This is a genomic window from Janthinobacterium svalbardense, assembly GCF_002327145.1.
Classification (GTDB): domain Bacteria; phylum Pseudomonadota; class Gammaproteobacteria; order Burkholderiales; family Burkholderiaceae_D; genus Janthinobacterium; species Janthinobacterium tructae.
Map to the genome: position 1 here is coordinate 2,073,047 of NZ_CP023422.1, position 14,685 is coordinate 2,087,731.

At 61.7% G+C, this 14,685-nt stretch carries 16 protein-coding genes and 1 pseudogene; 8 read left to right on the forward strand and 9 right to left on the reverse strand.

Features of this window, described 5'->3' with window-relative positions; all coding sequences use genetic code 11:
* Nucleotides 1–17: 17 nt before the first annotated feature.
* The 7 genes and pseudogenes from CNX70_RS28110 to CNX70_RS09200 all read right to left on the reverse strand — a co-directional run bounded on the left by CNX70_RS28110 (nucleotide 18) and on the right by CNX70_RS09200 (nucleotide 7,346).
* On the reverse strand, nucleotides 18–356 hold the full coding sequence (locus tag CNX70_RS28110; RefSeq protein ID WP_157750958.1) for a hypothetical protein: 339 nt from the start codon (nucleotides 354–356) through the stop codon (nucleotides 18–20).
* 240 nt (nucleotides 357–596) lie between these two features.
* On the reverse strand, nucleotides 597–1,520 hold the full coding sequence (locus CNX70_RS09180; RefSeq protein WP_096234451.1) for an SAM hydrolase/SAM-dependent halogenase family protein: 924 nt from the start codon (nucleotides 1,518–1,520) through the stop codon (nucleotides 597–599).
* A gap of 20 nt (nucleotides 1,521–1,540) precedes the next feature.
* Nucleotides 1,541–4,048, reverse strand: coding sequence for a TonB-dependent receptor plug domain-containing protein (locus tag CNX70_RS09185; protein ID WP_244199089.1), 2,508 nt, complete (start codon nucleotides 4,046–4,048; stop codon nucleotides 1,541–1,543).
* 158 nt (nucleotides 4,049–4,206) lie between these two features.
* Nucleotides 4,207–5,085, reverse strand: coding sequence for an NAD(P)H-hydrate dehydratase (locus CNX70_RS09190; RefSeq protein ID WP_096234452.1), 879 nt, complete (start codon nucleotides 5,083–5,085; stop codon nucleotides 4,207–4,209).
* Nucleotides 5,086–5,101: 16 nt separating this feature from the next.
* The gene (locus CNX70_RS09195) at nucleotides 5,102–5,653 is read right to left on the reverse strand and encodes a histidine phosphatase family protein (RefSeq protein ID WP_341865563.1); all 552 of its coding nucleotides are present in this window, start codon (nucleotides 5,651–5,653) and stop codon (nucleotides 5,102–5,104) included.
* A 74-nt stretch (nucleotides 5,654–5,727) separates the two neighbouring features.
* Nucleotides 5,728–5,865: pseudogene (locus CNX70_RS29200) on the reverse strand (histidine phosphatase family protein); the annotation flags it as partial.
* Nucleotides 5,866–5,945: 80 nt separating this feature from the next.
* Nucleotides 5,946–7,346, reverse strand: a complete 1,401-nt coding sequence (locus tag CNX70_RS09200) for an L-cystine transporter (protein ID WP_096234453.1) — start codon at nucleotides 7,344–7,346, stop codon at nucleotides 5,946–5,948.
* A 278-nt stretch (nucleotides 7,347–7,624) separates the two neighbouring features.
* Between CNX70_RS09200 and CNX70_RS09205 the strand changes: the two genes are divergently transcribed.
* From CNX70_RS09205 to CNX70_RS09215, 3 genes are all read left to right on the forward strand, one after another.
* Nucleotides 7,625–8,002: a nuclear transport factor 2 family protein gene (locus CNX70_RS09205; protein ID WP_096234454.1), complete on the forward strand. Its 378-nt coding sequence runs from the start codon at nucleotides 7,625–7,627 to the stop codon at nucleotides 8,000–8,002.
* A gap of 10 nt (nucleotides 8,003–8,012) precedes the next feature.
* Nucleotides 8,013–8,402 (forward strand): hypothetical protein, encoded by a 390-nt coding sequence (locus CNX70_RS09210; protein ID WP_071078746.1) that lies wholly within the window; start codon nucleotides 8,013–8,015, stop codon nucleotides 8,400–8,402.
* Nucleotides 8,403–8,531: 129 nt separating this feature from the next.
* Entirely contained in the window at nucleotides 8,532–8,993 is a 462-nt protein-coding gene (locus tag CNX70_RS09215; protein ID WP_096234455.1) for a hypothetical protein, read from the forward strand.
* A 42-nt stretch (nucleotides 8,994–9,035) separates the two neighbouring features.
* Here the strand turns inward: CNX70_RS09215 and CNX70_RS09220 are convergent, their stop codons facing one another.
* The gene (locus CNX70_RS09220) at nucleotides 9,036–9,629 is read right to left on the reverse strand and encodes an IMPACT family protein (protein WP_096238354.1); all 594 of its coding nucleotides are present in this window, start codon (nucleotides 9,627–9,629) and stop codon (nucleotides 9,036–9,038) included.
* A 57-nt stretch (nucleotides 9,630–9,686) separates the two neighbouring features.
* Nucleotides 9,687–9,953, reverse strand: coding sequence for a hypothetical protein (locus CNX70_RS09225; protein ID WP_096234456.1), 267 nt, complete (start codon nucleotides 9,951–9,953; stop codon nucleotides 9,687–9,689).
* A gap of 66 nt (nucleotides 9,954–10,019) precedes the next feature.
* On the opposite strand from CNX70_RS09225, the gene CNX70_RS09230 reads away from it, so the two are divergent.
* The 5 genes from CNX70_RS09230 to CNX70_RS09250 all read left to right on the forward strand — a co-directional run bounded on the left by CNX70_RS09230 (nucleotide 10,020) and on the right by CNX70_RS09250 (nucleotide 14,643).
* On the forward strand, nucleotides 10,020–10,823 hold the full coding sequence (locus CNX70_RS09230; RefSeq protein ID WP_096238355.1) for a helix-turn-helix domain-containing protein: 804 nt from the start codon (nucleotides 10,020–10,022) through the stop codon (nucleotides 10,821–10,823).
* 247 nt (nucleotides 10,824–11,070) lie between these two features.
* On the forward strand, nucleotides 11,071–11,637 hold the full coding sequence (locus CNX70_RS09235) for a PAAR domain-containing protein (RefSeq protein ID WP_096234457.1): 567 nt from the start codon (nucleotides 11,071–11,073) through the stop codon (nucleotides 11,635–11,637).
* On the forward strand, nucleotides 11,634–12,350 hold the full coding sequence (locus CNX70_RS09240) for a VRR-NUC domain-containing protein (RefSeq protein ID WP_096234458.1): 717 nt from the start codon (nucleotides 11,634–11,636) through the stop codon (nucleotides 12,348–12,350). Before CNX70_RS09235 ends, CNX70_RS09240 begins: the two co-directional genes overlap by 4 nt.
* Before the next feature lie 2 nt (nucleotides 12,351–12,352).
* On the forward strand, nucleotides 12,353–13,438 hold the full coding sequence (locus tag CNX70_RS09245; protein ID WP_096234459.1) for a type VI immunity family protein: 1,086 nt from the start codon (nucleotides 12,353–12,355) through the stop codon (nucleotides 13,436–13,438).
* 188 nt (nucleotides 13,439–13,626) lie between these two features.
* Entirely contained in the window at nucleotides 13,627–14,643 is a 1,017-nt protein-coding gene (locus CNX70_RS09250) for an IS5 family transposase (protein ID WP_096234460.1), read from the forward strand.
* Nucleotides 14,644–14,685 lie beyond the last annotated feature (42 nt).

Consider the following 14,685-nt stretch of genomic DNA (forward strand, 5'->3'; position numbering starts at 1 on the left):
CGGCTGGCCAGGGTGCGCTAGCTGTTGCGCGGTGGCGAAGTGGTCCCGGTACCTGTTCCCGGTGTCGTACCGTTGTGGGGCGGCGTGGTCGATGGCGGCGTGGTCGTGCCATCGGGATTGGTAGTACCCGGTGTCATGCCAGGTGTGGTGCCTGGCGTGGCCGGCGTCGTGGTGTCCGGGTTGGTCGTGCCCGTGGTGCCCGAAGTGCCGCTGGTGGCGGGCGGCGTTGCCGGCTCGGTGGCAGCGGGCGTGGCGGTGGTGCTGGTGTCGCTGTGTTTGTTGCAACCGCCCAGCAGCGCACAGACGATGGCGCTACCGAGGACGAGCTTGCTGGTGGTCAGGAGTGGAGCCGTCATGATTGTTCCTTTTCAGTGAAAGACTGTCGTGGAAACGCATGCCTTGCCAGATTGTGTATCTGGAACAAGGCTGGCATCGCTTGCAAGGTTTAGAGTGGGTGGGGTGGTACAGGTTCACCGAACTTGCACAGGCGTGGTGTTGGCGGGGGTGGGTTGAGCGCTGGGTTTGACGTAGCGCAAACCCGCAAGGGATATGGCCAGATGGGCCAGGACAGGGCGTCCTGGCCGCGAACGAATGGTTTATTTGGCGGCAGAGGCCTTGCTCACTTCCACTTCCCAATCCACGCCCGACTCGATGTGATGCTTGGCAGCAAAGTCACCCTGGCTGATGGCGATAGCGACATCGAGCAGGCTGTTCAGGTAGACCAGGGGTTTGCCCTTGGCGACGCCGCCAAACGTGTGCTCGAAGGGTGCCGTGACCTTGGCCACTTGCTTGCCCTTGTGCAAAATGCGTACTTGCAGCGGGTCATGCAGTTTTACCTGCAATGCGTCGAGCAGCGATTTCGGAATATTCGTCCACACATTGCCATATTTCACGTCCAGCACGGGCACGATACCGCGGATGGTGTTGCCGTCGCGCACAGGTTTTTGATACGCGATCTTCACCACGGATTCGCTCGGCAATGGCGGGCCCACCTGTTCATAGCTGATGGCGCCCGAGGCCAGGCGCGCACCGACATACGCGTACACGTCGCGGCCATGGAAGGTGTACGACTCGCTCGACCCCGCCAGGCGGTTGACCTTCTCATCGATTTCGCGCAGTTCGGCCACACCGTCGCGCTCGGCGATCAGGGTGAACAGGCCATTGTCCGGCCCCACGAAGTAGCGGCCACCCTTGGTTTTCAGCACCACCGACTTGCGATTGGTCCCCACGCCAGGATCGATGACGGACACGAACACCGTGCCTTGCGGCCAGTAATTGGCCGTCTGGTACAAGCGGTAGGCGCCCAGCCAGATATCGTAGTCGGGAATCTGGTGCGTCAGGTCCGAGATGGTGAGCTGGGGATCGACGCCATAGGCGACGCCATGCATGGCCGACACGGCGCCATCGGCCGTGCCGAAGTCCGTCATCAGTACCAGCGGTGCGGTGGCCTGGGCGGGCGACAGCAGGAGGGCGCTCAGGCAGGCGCCGGCGACGAGGTGGGAGAGGCGTTTGATGATCATGATTTCCTTTGTATCCAGTGTCAGAACGTGTAGCTTAATTTAGCGTAAAAGTAAGCGCCATTGACGCCGATGGGGTTGATGAAATTGTAGGGCAGGGCGCCGCCATACGTGGCGTTATTCGTCTCGCGCACGCGCTGCGGATAGCGGTCGAGGATATTGTTGCCGCCTACGCTCACCGTCAGTTGCTTGCTCAGCTTTAACTGGCCTTCCAGGTCCAGCGACCAGACGGCGCCAAAGCGCTGTGCGGGGATGCCATCGATCAGTGGCGCATCGCTGTCATACGAAAAATCTTTCAGCTCACCGAAGCGCGTGGCGCGCGCCTGCACGCCCCAGCCGGATGCCTGCCAGTCGGCACCGACGATCAATTTGCTGTTGGGGGACGCGTGTTTGATGCGGAACAAACTCGTCTCCGTCAGCAGGGTCAGACTGGGATCGATGGCGCTCAATGCAGCGGAACTCTGGCGCACCTTGTCGAGGCTGGTTTTGTTCAGGTTCAGCGCCGCGTTCAGGTTTAGTTTGCCTGACGTGAAGGCCAGGTCGTGATTCAGCACCACGTCCAGGCCTTTGGTGCGCGTGTCGAGCAGGTTGGCCAGGTAGGCCACGGACTGGATGTCGTTGCGGCCATTCGCGGCCAGGTAGGCGGCGACGGCGTCGCTCTGCAAGTCGCTCGAGCGCGTGATGCGGTCGCGGATGCGGATCACGTAGGCGTCCACCGTCACGCTGGTGGCGGCGGCCGGTTTCCAGGCCAGGCCTAGCGAGACGTTGGTCGACTTTTCAGGTTTCAGCTGTTGCGCGCCGAAGCTGCGCGCCAGCGGGTCGCTGGCCGGCAGCAGGGCCGCCGTTTGCAAGGCCGTACCATCGGCGTTGAAGTTTAATGTGGCGAAACGGAAGCCCGTCTGCACGAGGGCCTGTGCGCGGAAGCTGTTCGACAGTGAGCCGCGTACGAGGAAGTTGTCCGTCACTTTATAGCGCGTGGATAGCTTGCCCGTGCTGGCGCTGCCGAAGTCGCTGTAGTCGGAATAGCGGGCGGCGGCGCCCACCAGCAGGCGCGGCGTGAGGTCGCTTTCCACGTCCGCATACACGGAGCGGATCTGCCGGCTGCCGTCGTAGGCGTCGGATGGGCGCAAGCCCGGTCCCGCCTGGGCGCCCGGTGGCGCGTCGGTAAAACTGCCGGCCGCATACGAGGCGGGGTCGCCGGCCGAGCTGGTGTAGGTTTCGCGCATCCATTCGGCGCCCACTGCCAGGCTCAAAGGGGCGGGCAAACCGATGTCGATGCTGCGCGTGGCATCGAGGTTCAAGGCGTTCTGGCGGAAGTCGAAGCCAGCCAGCTTGAAACGCGTGGGGCTGGCCGCGCCCAGCGAGGCGTTGACGGAGTGGCTCACGCCGTAGTCAAAGCGGTCACTGCCGTGGCGCGCGCTGGCGTCCCAGTTCCACTCGCCCGCGCTGCCGCGCACGCCGGCCACGATGCTGAGGTCGCGCTTGTCGCCGTTGGTGACGGGGCGGTAGCCGTTCGGATACAGGGCCGGCACATTCGACGGGTCGCCCGGATAGCGGAAGTAGGCGCTGCCGTCCGATTTGCGCTCGTTGAGGGTGGCAAACGAGTACAGGTCCAGGCCGTTGGCCAGGGTGAGCTGGGTGTTGTAGAACAGGTAGTTGTTGCGTTGGCGCGAGTCACCCGACTTGAATACGACCTTGCCATCGAGCGCCTGGTCGGCTGGCGTGTAGTTGTAGGAAGTCCAGCCCGCGTCGCTGGGGCCGGCCCTTTCCGTGGGCGAGCGGCGCCGCGTTTCCGCGCCGAAGCGGAAGAATCCCGCCTCGCCCAGCGGCACGCCGTAGTCGGCGTTGACGATGACGGTCTGGCCATCCGTCAGGGTTTGATCGGTCGGGTCGAAATGCGTGTGATTGGCGCCATAGCTGACGGAGGCGGCGCCGCCCGTGCGGGCTTTTTTCAGCACGATGTTGATCACGCCCGCCACGGCATCGCTGCCGTACTGGGCACCGGCGCCGTCGCGCAGGATTTCGATGTGGTCGATGGCGTTGGGCGCAATGGCATTGATGTCCACCGGCACGGTGCCAGCAAAGCTGCTTTCCGTGTCGAGCACGGCGCTCGTGTGGCGGCGCTTGCCGTTGATCAGCACCAGCACCTGGTCGGGTGCGAGGCCCCGCAACTGGATGCCGCGCACGGAGTCCGACGCGCCGCTCGACTCGATGCGGGGGAAATTGATCGACGGCGACAGGTTTTGCAGGGCCGCGCCCACGTCGCCTGTCGACAGCGCGTTGCTCACTTCGCGCGCGCCGAAGCGGTCGATGGGAACGCTGCTGTCGAACACCGTGCGGTTGCGCGCGCGCGAGCCAACGACGGTCACCTGGTCGATGCTGGCGCCGGTCGTTTCATTGGCGCTGCCGGTGGTGGCTTGCGCTTCTTGTGCCCAGGCGGAGGGTGCGCCCAGCATGGCACAGGCCAGCACGATGGCGCGCAGCGGCGTGGCGGGAAGGGAAAGGGGGGCGTATGTGTGGCGCAGGTGCACGGCGGTATCCTTTAAGCTTGTTCATCTGAAAACAATGGGATGAGCTTAAGGGAGGTTGTTGCCTAGGCGAACGATTCTTTATGGATATGCTTATGGCTGTTGTTTCCATGCCGCGCCGCTCAGGGCGCCAGCTTAGGACGCCAGATTAGGGCACCAGCTTAGGGCGCCAGTTTATGCAGCAGCACAGGAATCTCGGCCGGGATTTCGCGCGCCAGGTAGCCGAGGATGCCGAAGCGCAGGGCCAGCTGTTCGCCCGCCAGCGCATGCAGGGCGATGCCCCAGGCGCAGGCCTGTTCCAACGGCGCGCCGCGCGCGGCCAGGCCCGTGATGATGCCGGCCAGGGTGTCGCCGGAACCGGAAATGGCCAGGCCGATATTGCCGCCAGTGTGCGCCCAGCTGGTGCCGTCGGGCATGGCGAGGATGGTCAGCGCGCCTTTCAGGGCGACGATGGCATTCCAGCGCCGCGCCGCGTCCACGGCGCAGGCATGGGGGGCGGCCAACACGGCGTCCTTCGACAGGCCCATCAGCTGGGCCAGCTCGCCTGCGTGCGGCGTCAGCAGCACCGGCTGCGAAAAACGGAAGTGCGCGGGCTGGCGCACGACCTGCATGGCGCGGGCGTCGAGAATCAAACGGCTGCCGGCAAACAGGGGTAGCAGGTGGCGCATCAGTTCGCAGCAGGCCGCCGTGTCGCACATGCCTGGCCCGACGAGCACGGCATCTACCTTGCCCGCCAGCGGCGCCAGCTGGTGTTGCGCCTCGTGCCGGAAGCCGCCCTGCGCCGTTTCGTCCAGGCCGATGACCCGCGCCTCGGGCATGGCGATGGCCACTTGCGCCGCCACCGAGGCGCCCGTCGCCAGGGTCAGCTTGCCCGCGCCCGCGCGCAGTGCGGCCGTGGCCGCCAGCAGGATGGCGCCCGGCATTTCTTCGGAGCCGGCGACGATCAGCAGGTGGCCGCGCACTTCTTTATCGCCGTCGGGCTGGAGCATGGGCAGGGGCCAGGAGCGCAGCAGGGAAGGGGTAATGGCGGTGGCGTCCATGCATGACCTCCGAAGATCAGGATTTGGGCGCAGCCGGCATGTCGGGCTGGGCCGTGATGGGGGTACCGGCCGCTTCCAGCGGCGCGACGAAGTTGCACAGGTCCAGTTGCAGCTTGCCGTGCCTGCCCAGGGCGGGATTGAAAGCGTACGAGGTGACGCCGCAGTTGGGCACGTCGGCCGCCTTGTCGATGGCCAGGATGGCCTGCTCGTCGCAGCGTTCCAGCAGGTAGCGCAAGCAGTTGACGATGACCTGGTGGCCGACGATCAGCACCCGTTCGCCCCGGTATTCGCGGGTGATGGTGTCGAGCACGCTGCGCAGGCGCAGGATGACGTCGCACCAGCTTTCGCCGCCCGGTGGGCGGAAGTAAAATTTACCGACGTGCTGGCGCTGCTCGTACAGTTCCGGGTACTTGCTGGCGATGCCGTGCACGGTCAGGCGGTCGAGAATGCCGAATTCCTTTTCGCGCAGGCGCTCGTCGGCCACCACGGAGGCGAGGCTGTCCGCATCGATGCGCGCCAGCACGGCTTGCGCCGTTTGCTGCGCCCGCACGTAGGGCGAGTACAGCACGACGGTCGGTTGTTGTTCAGGGGGAGGGTGGCGAACCAGTCGCCCAGGGCGTGCGCCTGGCGCGCGCCAAGCTCGGAGAGGGGGACATCGACATCGCGCTCGGCGATGGCGATCAATAACTGTTTTTCCGCTTCGGCGGCATCGCGCGCCACGTTGCCGGCACTTTGGCCGTGACGCACGATCCAGATTTGCTGCGGCCATTTCTGTTCCATCGCCTTGCGCCTTCCTCCGTATTGACTATGTATCAATATAGATGAAAGCGGCAAGGCGCGGCGCGCCGGTGGATGGTTACTTAGGCGGCGTGTTCCGCTTCGTCCAAGTCGGGCGCGTCGTCGCTGTTGTAGACGGCCAGGTCGGTCTGTCCCATGGCCCGGCTGGTGACGGTGCCGGCCGTGATCGAGCCGCTCACGTTGAGGGCCGTGCGGCCCATGTCGATCAGCGGTTCGACGGAGATCAGCAAGCCGGCCAGCGCGACGGGCAAGTCCATGGCCGACAGCACGATCAGCGCGGCAAACGTGGCGCCGCCGCCCACGCCGGCCACGCCGACGGAACCGATGGTGATGATGGCCAGCAGCGGCAGCAGGAAGCTGACGGTGAACGGGTCGACGCCGACTGTAGGGGCGATCATCACGGCCAGCATGGCCGGATAGATGCCCGCGCAGCCGTTCTGGCCGATGGTCGAACCGAACGAGGCGGCGAAGTTGGCGATGCCTTCCGGCGTGCCCAGGCGCTGGGTTTGCGTCTGCACGCTCATCGGTATCGAACCGGCGCTCGTGCGCGACGTAAACGCGAAAGCCAGCACGGGAAAGACTTTTTTCACGAAGCGCAGCGGGTTCAGGCCCACGCCGGCGATGATGGCCAGGTGTACCAGGAACATCAATATCAGCGCGCTGTACGAGGCGACGACGAAGTTGATCAGTTTCAAGATGTCCGTGTAGCTCGACGAGGCTACCACCTCAAACATCAGCGCGAACACGCCGTACGGGGTCAGGCGCAGCACCAGGGTGACCATGCGCATGACGATGGCGTGCGCCACTTTCATGAAGCTTTCGAAGGAAGCGAAGATTTCCGGCTTTTTCGCCGCGATGCCCGTGGCCGAGATGCCGATGAAGATGGAAAACACCACCACGGCGATGGTCGACGTCTTGCGCGCGCCCGTCATGTCGAGGAAGGGGTTGGTCGGCACGAAGCTGACCAGCAGTTTCGGCAGCGACAGGGCTTTCGCCGTTTCCAGCGAGCCTTGCAACTGCACGCCACGCGCCACTTCCGCAGCGCTCGAGGTCAGGCCGACGGCCGTCAGGCCGAACAGCTTGGCCATCAAAATGCCCAGCGCGGCGGCGATCGTGGTGGTAATCAGGAGGGTGCCGATGGTCAGCGCGCTGATCTTGCCCAGGGAACTCGCATCCTTGAGTTTTAAAATGGCGGAAATGATGGAGACCATGATCAGCGGCATGATGATCATCTGCAGCAGTTTGACATAGCCGCTGCCGACGATGTCGATGTATTCATTGGTGCCCGCGATGATGGGCGAGCCGGCGCCATACAGCCACTGCACGGCCGCACCGAGCAGCACGCCCAGGCCCAGGCCCGTGAAGACGCGCACGGTAAACGTCGCGTGTTTGCGTTGCTGGTGGAACATGAAGGCGAAGACGAGCAACGCAACGAGCAGGTTCAGAATGATGTTAATTGCCATGAAGGGGGCCTTATCTTGGTTTTATTCGAGACTGCACGCAGCACATAAAACTGTACTACAACTGACAGCTGCCCCAGCCCGGGGCGGAAGGGCAAGCACTGTACAGTACTATGGGGGCGTTTTGCGCAATACCGCTGCGAATATTACGCTATATAAATATGCTTCACAGGCATAAGCGCAGGTATAGGTCTGCCGGATGATTGTGAAAAAGAAGATTTCATGCCAGCATTGCACGTTTGTTCGTTTGCTAATCTGGCGCACTATTTTTAAGGAAAAAGATGAATGCTTTAACGGAAGCCCAAGTACTCGATGCGGAAGAGCGCTTGCGCCTGGCCATGATAGCCTCCGACGTGGCTGTACTGAATGATTTGCTGGCCGATGACTTGTTGTTTACGAATCACCTGGGGCACTTGCTGAGCAAGCATGCGGACCTGGCGGCGCACGAGCAGCGCCTGCTGACCATCACCGATCTGCGCGCCTCCGAGCGCCATGTGCGCGTCAACGGCAACGTGGCCGTGGTCTCCGTGCGCATGCAGCTGACGGGCAGTTATCACGACGTGGAAACGCATGGCGACTTCCGTTTTACGCGCGTCTGGACGCAGGATGCGACCGGCGCGCTGCAAGTGACCGCCGCCCATTCTGGCGTCGTGGCATAGGGGTGAGGTAGTGGATCATCGTTCCAAAGGGCAGCTGCTTGAAGCTGTCATCGCCGCCGGCCCGGCCACCCTGGCCATTACGGCCGGCTATCCCGTGCTGCTGTACAACCTGGTGCGCACCTGGGCCGACGCCCCCGGCGCCAATGCCCTGGCCGCGCTGCTGCTGACGGGCGGCCTGTGGGCCTTGCTGGAATTCTGGCGCATTGCGCTGGCGACAGTGGCGCGCAAGGCATATGCGTTCAACTGGCGCTTCTGGCTGGCCATCGCCGCTTTTCTCGCCTGCTTCGTGCGCTTCGTGCCGGATATGCCGGCCGGACTGATGCTGCTGTTGCTGGTGTTGCCGGCACTGGCGTGGACCCATTTCATTTTGCTGCAGGTCAAACGTCCGCGCGGTGCCTGAGTTTCGCACAAGCATTGCAAGCCGTGGCAAGATCGTCATGCCACGGCCCCTGGACATCGATATAATCATTCCCGCATGCATGGCAAACGGCATGCTTGGCGCAACTTCTCTTATTTTGAAAGAATTTCGATGAAAGCTCTCTTTTTGCTGCTGTTCGTATCGGGCGCGGCCCTGGCCGATGATGCTGCCATGTTGCAATGCCGTTCGCTGGCCGATATCGCCAGCCGCGTGAAATGCTATGACGCCATTCCTCTGGGCGCCGCCGCGCCCAGCGCCACCGTTACTGCGGTGCCGACCGCGCAGCAGCGCGAGCAAAGCTTTGGCATGGAAACGGTCAAGGCGCCGAAGGCAGCCGAGCCGGAAGAAAACAAGTCGATCAGCAGCAGCATCGCCGGCAAGTTCGATGGCTGGAGCGGCAACGAATTGATCAAATTGAGCAATGGCCAGGTCTGGCGCATCGTCGATGGCAGCTCCGCCGTGCTGGCGCCGCAGAATAATCCCAAGGTGACGCTCGAACGCAATTTCATCGGCACCTTCTTCCTGAAGATCGAAGGCACGAACAACTCGCCCAAGGTGCGCCGCGTGCAATAAGCTGCGCCAGTCTCAGTCTCAGTCTCAGTCTCAGTCTCAGTCTCAGTCCTCGGCGTCAAGCCAGACGATGCGGCCATTGCCCGCCTCATGCAGATGGGCCAGCAGCGCGGTGGCCGCCGTTTCAGGCAGGCTGAAGTCGAACAGCACGGCGTCGCCGTGTGTCACGTTCAGCAAGGTGGCGCCGGCGCCATCGAGTTCGCGGCGCAGCATGCCTTCCATCGCGTACGGCACCGTGCAGCGCAAGGTGCGCTGGCGCACGATGGCCGTCTTTTCCGCTTGCAGCAACGCTTGCGCCACGCTGTCCGTGTAGGCGCGCACCAGGCCGCCCGCGCCCAGCTTGATCCCGCCAAAGTAGCGCACGACGGTCGCCAGCACGCCTTCCAGATCCTGGTGGCGCAGCACGTCGAGCATGGGCCGCCCGGCCGTGCCGCTCGGTTCGCCATCATCGACGGCCGCCGACTGCCCGCCCGCCAGCAAGGCCCAGCACACATGGCATGCCCCCGGATGCTGCGCCTTCAAGTCGTTGACCACCTGCTGCGCGCTGGCGCGGTCCGTCATCGGCTGCACGCAACCGATGAAACGGCTTTTCTTGATGATCAGTTCGCTGTGGACGGAGGTGGCAATGGTAAACGGCATGGCGGGTGCGAAGGCGGGCAAAGCAGCATGATAGAGGAAATGCGCGCCGGGGACGAGTCAGCCCGGTCGCGCTGCGGAAACTGATACCAGTTCGCACAGCGCAGAATCGCGCACTTGCAGGATATCGAACAGTCCCAGCGCATGCAGGGCGGGCAGGGCGTCCACAATGTCGCGCTCGGCGATGGCCTTTTCGTCGATGCTGCTGGCGTCGTCCAGCCATAGCCTGGCATTGGCGAGGAAGGCGCCCACCGTGCCCTTGCGCACGGTGACGCCGTTGAACTGGCCCTGGTTTTGTTGATCGGCTAAAACGTCTTCTGCACGCATGGTGAACTCCTGAAGGTTGGAAAGACTTCACTGTATGATGGCGGGATTGTCTTGCCTGCGGTGTTTATGTCATTCGATACGTCAAATCCGCCAATTTTTGCAGTGTCGCCGCCGTCGCCGCTGCGCGCCGTGCGCATTGCCCAGCCGCAGGAACGGGTGACGGCGGCGCACCACCATGCAAGCGGCCAGCTGTTCGGCGCCATGCGGGGCTTGCTTTCCGTTGCCGCCGACAGCGGACATTGGGTAGTGCCGGCCAGCCACTGCGTGTGGATGCCGCCCCATCACGTGTATGCGCTGCGTTCGCATGGCCCGTTTGCGGGTTGGAGCGTGTATGTGGACGAGGCCAGTTGCACCGGCTTGCCCGCCGCGCCTTGCGTGATGCGCGTCTCGGGCTTGCTGCGCGAGGCGGTGGGTCGTGCCAGCGCCTGGGACGAGGGCGCGCTGGACGCGCGGCAGATCAGGGTAGCGGGCGTGATCCTCGACGAGATCGCCGCCGCGCCGCTCGAATCCTTCGGCTTGCCCCTGCCCACGGACCTGCGCCTGCTGCGCGTGGCGCGCGCCGTGCTCGATGACCTGGCCGACGAGCGGGGCGTGGAAGCGCTGGCCGCCTGGGCCGGCGTCTCGCCGCGCACCCTGGCGCGCCGTTTCACGATCGAGACGGGTTTTACCCCTTCGGCCTGGCGCCAGCGCGCCCGCATCCTGCGCGCCCTGGAACTATTGGCCACCGGCCAGCCCGTGACGACGATTGCGCTGGACCTGGGCTACGATAACGTCAGCGCCTTCATCGCCATGTTCAAGCGGGTGATGGGGGTGACGCCGGGCAGGTATGGGGAAGGGAATGGCAGTGAATCGAGCAATATCGCTTTTTGATAAAGCGCAACTTGCTGCAGATGGATACGGCCAAGGCTGAAATCGTGTATGAATGCCGGACTTGACCCCGGCACCCCACGATTGCTTCCCTCCATGATTCGATGAGACATTCCGCGAATGTGGCGCTGCTGATCGCCTACGGCTGGTGGGTCTTGCTTAACCTCATAGAAGAACCTGTTGCGTTTTGTCATTTCCCCTCTACAATGAGCTATTTATGCTTTTTATGCAAAATTGCTAAGGTGACAATATGGGTCAGCTTATCATCGTACTGGGCGACACCACAGACCACGGCGGAACGGTCATCACTGCTGGGTCAACAGCGGACACCAATGACTTCCCGTGGGCACGCAAGGGGGACATGGTGTCGTGCCCGAAGTGCAAGGGTGTCTTCCCTATCGCGCAAGGTGATACGAATTTCATCTCGGATGGTGCGCCTGTCGCCTACGATGGCTGCAAGGTCGCGTGCGGGGCTAGACTCATCGGCGGTAAGCAAGGCATCACAACGACCGTACCACACGGCGGGGCCGCTTCCGGTGGTTCTGGCGGGCTTGACGACCGATTTGGCCTGATTAGCGCTGCGATGGCAGCGGCCTACGAGGACGAACCTGTAGACTCCGAGGGGCAGCGATTCAAGGGGCGCTTCCAAGTGCTTGACCGTACCACTGGTGAGCCGGTTGCAGCTACTAGCGTGCGTGTACGGTCTACGGACGGTCAGTACCTCACAGGGCAGACAGACAGCGATGGCTACACTCAGTGGGTCGAGCGTGACGCCAACGAGGCGCTTGCATTCGATCTTGTGGAATCTGACGCATGAGCGGCCCGTACCCTACAGGCGGCATGGCGCGTAAAGGCACTACGACCCCGGTTTTTGTCAACTTCGTCGAGGTCGGCGAAAGTGATAAAGACGTGCTGTGTATGGCTATCTGTGAGTGCAAGGCCGTGCCCGATGTTGGTAAGAACGGGCAAAGCCTCAGACAAGTATGTGTTTCCAAAATGCTGAATCAGCGTGACCGTAGACTGGGTAGTCAGAGCGAGTACAAAGCTGAAGTCAACTATGATATGACCAAGAACCCGCCAGCGCCGATCATGGATTACGAGATCAAAACGATGGCCCATGCTTGGGCACCCGGTTGGATTAAGAAGCACTGGGATTCGGACCCTATGCATCCGCTATGGATGCCGGGCGAAGGTTATGTGCGCCGCCCGGATGTGGTGATTGTAAAAGACCCTTCGCAGCCGCCAACTCAGGACAACATCAAGCAGGTGGTAGAGATTAAGTTCGAGAATGATAAATGGGGGCCGGAGCAAGCAACGGACTACAGTAAAATTTCAGGGCCGGGAAAGCTGGCGGAGCTAACGCCGGGCAAGTGTAGCTGCGACGATCCAGACCGGAAGAAGAAAACGGAGAAGCTGAAGGACGAGGTACTGAAGGAAGACGTGTTAGAAGCGCTTGACGCCCTCGCCAATAAAGGTCGTGGTGGAAGGCGTAGCAGACTACCTAAGAAACTGCCAAACCTAAAGGACTGAACATGGATGAACTTTCAAAAATCGACAGGATTAAACTCTTGAAAGAGAATCAGGCAAAGATGGCAATTCCCGGTGGTCAATTCATGGAACGCGAGAAGAAGGATTACATCGGCGGCTGGCCCGCGTTGACTGGAACGCTGTTTTTCAACGACGCCCATACGCCTGCTGTACGTGATGCCATCTGCGCATGTTTCAAGGAGTACGAAGCCATAGCAGGGCAATACCTAACTTGGCTCTGGCGTGAAGAGCCTAAAGATGGCAAGGATTGCCTCCCATACCGTGACGCCAAGCCCATGCCTGAGATGATGAGTAAGCTGACGGAAAACAGCGCCGTAACTTTCGCCTACACCAGCGGCAAGCAGAACGTCGATGCGGGTGAATGGGAGTTCCAAGCTTTCGGTATCCGTGGGTGGAAGGCGAAAATGGGTACTTGGGGCCTGTCTGTCGTTCGCTTTTCCATGCCCCATGTGTACGCGGAAGAGCACCCGCTGGCCTTTCAGGCGATGTTTGTCAAGTTCGCTGACTTGCTGAAGGCAGTGCATGGCTACGGAGGTCATGGACTGGTTCTATCGCTGGTACGAGCATCCGACAACGAACCTGCTGAAGCCCTCATTTCTGAGAAATACCACGGCTACGACATTGGCAATCCGGTTCGTACAACGATCGATGTAAAAGAAGACCAGATAAAGACCGTCTCATGGCTCACAGCAATCAACAATAAGTTGCTTGAAAAGGTCGGTGGTATGTCGGCGGTACGGTCGGAACTGCCCATGAATTGGTTTGCCCTATACCCGTACAGCGATGGTATCGTTATACAGGCCGGCCCGTGGGCCGATGCAGCCCCGGTTGAATACGATCCCCCAGCAAGCTACGTGCTCTCTAACATGCTGCTGAAGGACGTACGGTGCAAGGAGATGTTTGATTTGCACGCCGGTTCTAAGTATGGCGAACCGCGCATTCGTGGCGCTGCTGCTGCCCAGTGGCTTGCGCGTTTCGACGTGCCGGATGAGGAACTGCTCGATTACAAGGCTAAGCTGTTGGACGAACCGAAGCTGGACAAGGAAACGACTTTGCCAGGGCGACTCTAAAAAAATAGAAGATTGGATGTGCCTACGCCCATATGAAGACACCAATCAGACAACGCATACAACGCCATCAGACATATGAACCGACACAGTAGAAGCGCAAGGGAAACACTGATTTATTCATCTGGCACCGTTCCCTGCTGCGGTCCGACCTGAGACAATAACGGCATCCCCACCGTCCGCCATCGACCATGCAAAAGAGCTTCTCCGACCTTGAATACGCCGCCAAGAAGAAACTGACGCGGCGCGACCGCTTCCTGGCCGAGATCGACAGCGTGACGCCGTGGGGCAAGCTGCACAAACTGATCGAGCCGTTCTATCCGAAGGTCGAAGGGGCCGGTCGGCCACCGATTGGACTGGCGCGCATGCTGCGTATGTACGTGGCCCAACAATGCTTTGGTTTGTCGGATGAAGGTATCGAAGACGCGATCTATGACAGCCAGTCCATCCGTGCTTTCGTCGGCATCGACTTGGGCCGGGAATCGGCGCCGGACGCGACGACCTTGCTGAAGTTCCGTCACCTGCTTGAGGCCAACGGCCTGACGCGCCAGATCTTCGACACGATCAACGGGCACTTGGCCGAGAAAGGCTTGATGATGCGCGAAGGCACCATCGTCGACGCCACGCTGATCGCCGCGCCACCGTCGACCAAGAACAAGGACGGCAAGCGTGATCCGGAAATGCACCAGTCGAAGAAAGGCAACGACTGGCACTTTGGCATGAAGGCCCACGTCGGCGTCGATGCCACTTCTGGCCTGGTGCATACGGTCATCGGCACGGCCGGCAATGTCGCCGACGTGACCCAGGCGCACGCACTGCTGCACGGCGACGAGACCGCCGCGCTCGGCGACGCCGGCTATCAGGGTGTGGAAAAACGGCCCGAAAACATCGGCAAGCCGGTGACATGGCACGTGGCCATGAAGCGCTCCAAACGCAAGGCGCTGCCCAATAACAAACTGGGGCGCCTGACGGAAAAGTTGGAGCATCTGAAGGCCAGCGTGCGGGCAAAAGTCGAGCATCCGTTTCATGTCATCAAGAACCTGTTCCGTCATCGTAAGACGCGCTATCGCGGCTTGGCCAAGAACACTGCACAGCTCTTTACCTTGTTCGCCTTTGCCAACCTGGTACTGGCAGGAAGACGTTTTACGATCACCGAATCCCGTATCCGTCTTGATTGCAGAAAGACGCGAGGCATCGCGTCAACTTGAACGAAAAATGGGCTTGAACGGCTCACCGGTCGACCATTTGGC

Bases quoted from the DNA above. Each gene is read 5' to 3' on its own strand.
- CNX70_RS09240 (WP_096234458.1), top strand. From the start codon at position 11,634: ATGAGCGGCCCGTACCCTACAGGCGGCATGGCGCGTAAAGGCACTACG.
- CNX70_RS09250 (WP_096234460.1), top strand. From the start codon at position 13,627: ATGCAAAAGAGCTTCTCCGACCTTGAATACGCCGCCAAGAAGAAACTG.
- CNX70_RS09215 (WP_096234455.1), top strand. From the start codon at position 8,532: ATGAAAGCTCTCTTTTTGCTGCTGTTCGTATCGGGCGCGGCCCTGGCC.
- CNX70_RS09180 (WP_096234451.1), bottom strand. From the start codon at position 1,520: ATGATCATCAAACGCCTCTCCCACCTCGTCGCCGGCGCCTGCCTGAGC.
- CNX70_RS09245 (WP_096234459.1), top strand. From the start codon at position 12,353: ATGGATGAACTTTCAAAAATCGACAGGATTAAACTCTTGAAAGAGAAT.
- CNX70_RS28110 (WP_157750958.1), bottom strand. From the start codon at position 356: ATGACGGCTCCACTCCTGACCACCAGCAAGCTCGTCCTCGGTAGCGCC.
- CNX70_RS09205 (WP_096234454.1), top strand. From the start codon at position 7,625: ATGAATGCTTTAACGGAAGCCCAAGTACTCGATGCGGAAGAGCGCTTG.
- CNX70_RS09235 (WP_096234457.1), top strand. From the start codon at position 11,071: ATGGGTCAGCTTATCATCGTACTGGGCGACACCACAGACCACGGCGGA.
- CNX70_RS09225 (WP_096234456.1), bottom strand. From the start codon at position 9,953: ATGCGTGCAGAAGACGTTTTAGCCGATCAACAAAACCAGGGCCAGTTC.
- CNX70_RS09220 (WP_096238354.1), bottom strand. From the start codon at position 9,629: ATGCCGTTTACCATTGCCACCTCCGTCCACAGCGAACTGATCATCAAG.
- CNX70_RS09190 (WP_096234452.1), bottom strand. From the start codon at position 5,085: ATGGACGCCACCGCCATTACCCCTTCCCTGCTGCGCTCCTGGCCCCTG.
- CNX70_RS09200 (WP_096234453.1), bottom strand. From the start codon at position 7,346: ATGGCAATTAACATCATTCTGAACCTGCTCGTTGCGTTGCTCGTCTTC.
- CNX70_RS09230 (WP_096238355.1), top strand. From the start codon at position 10,020: ATGTCATTCGATACGTCAAATCCGCCAATTTTTGCAGTGTCGCCGCCG.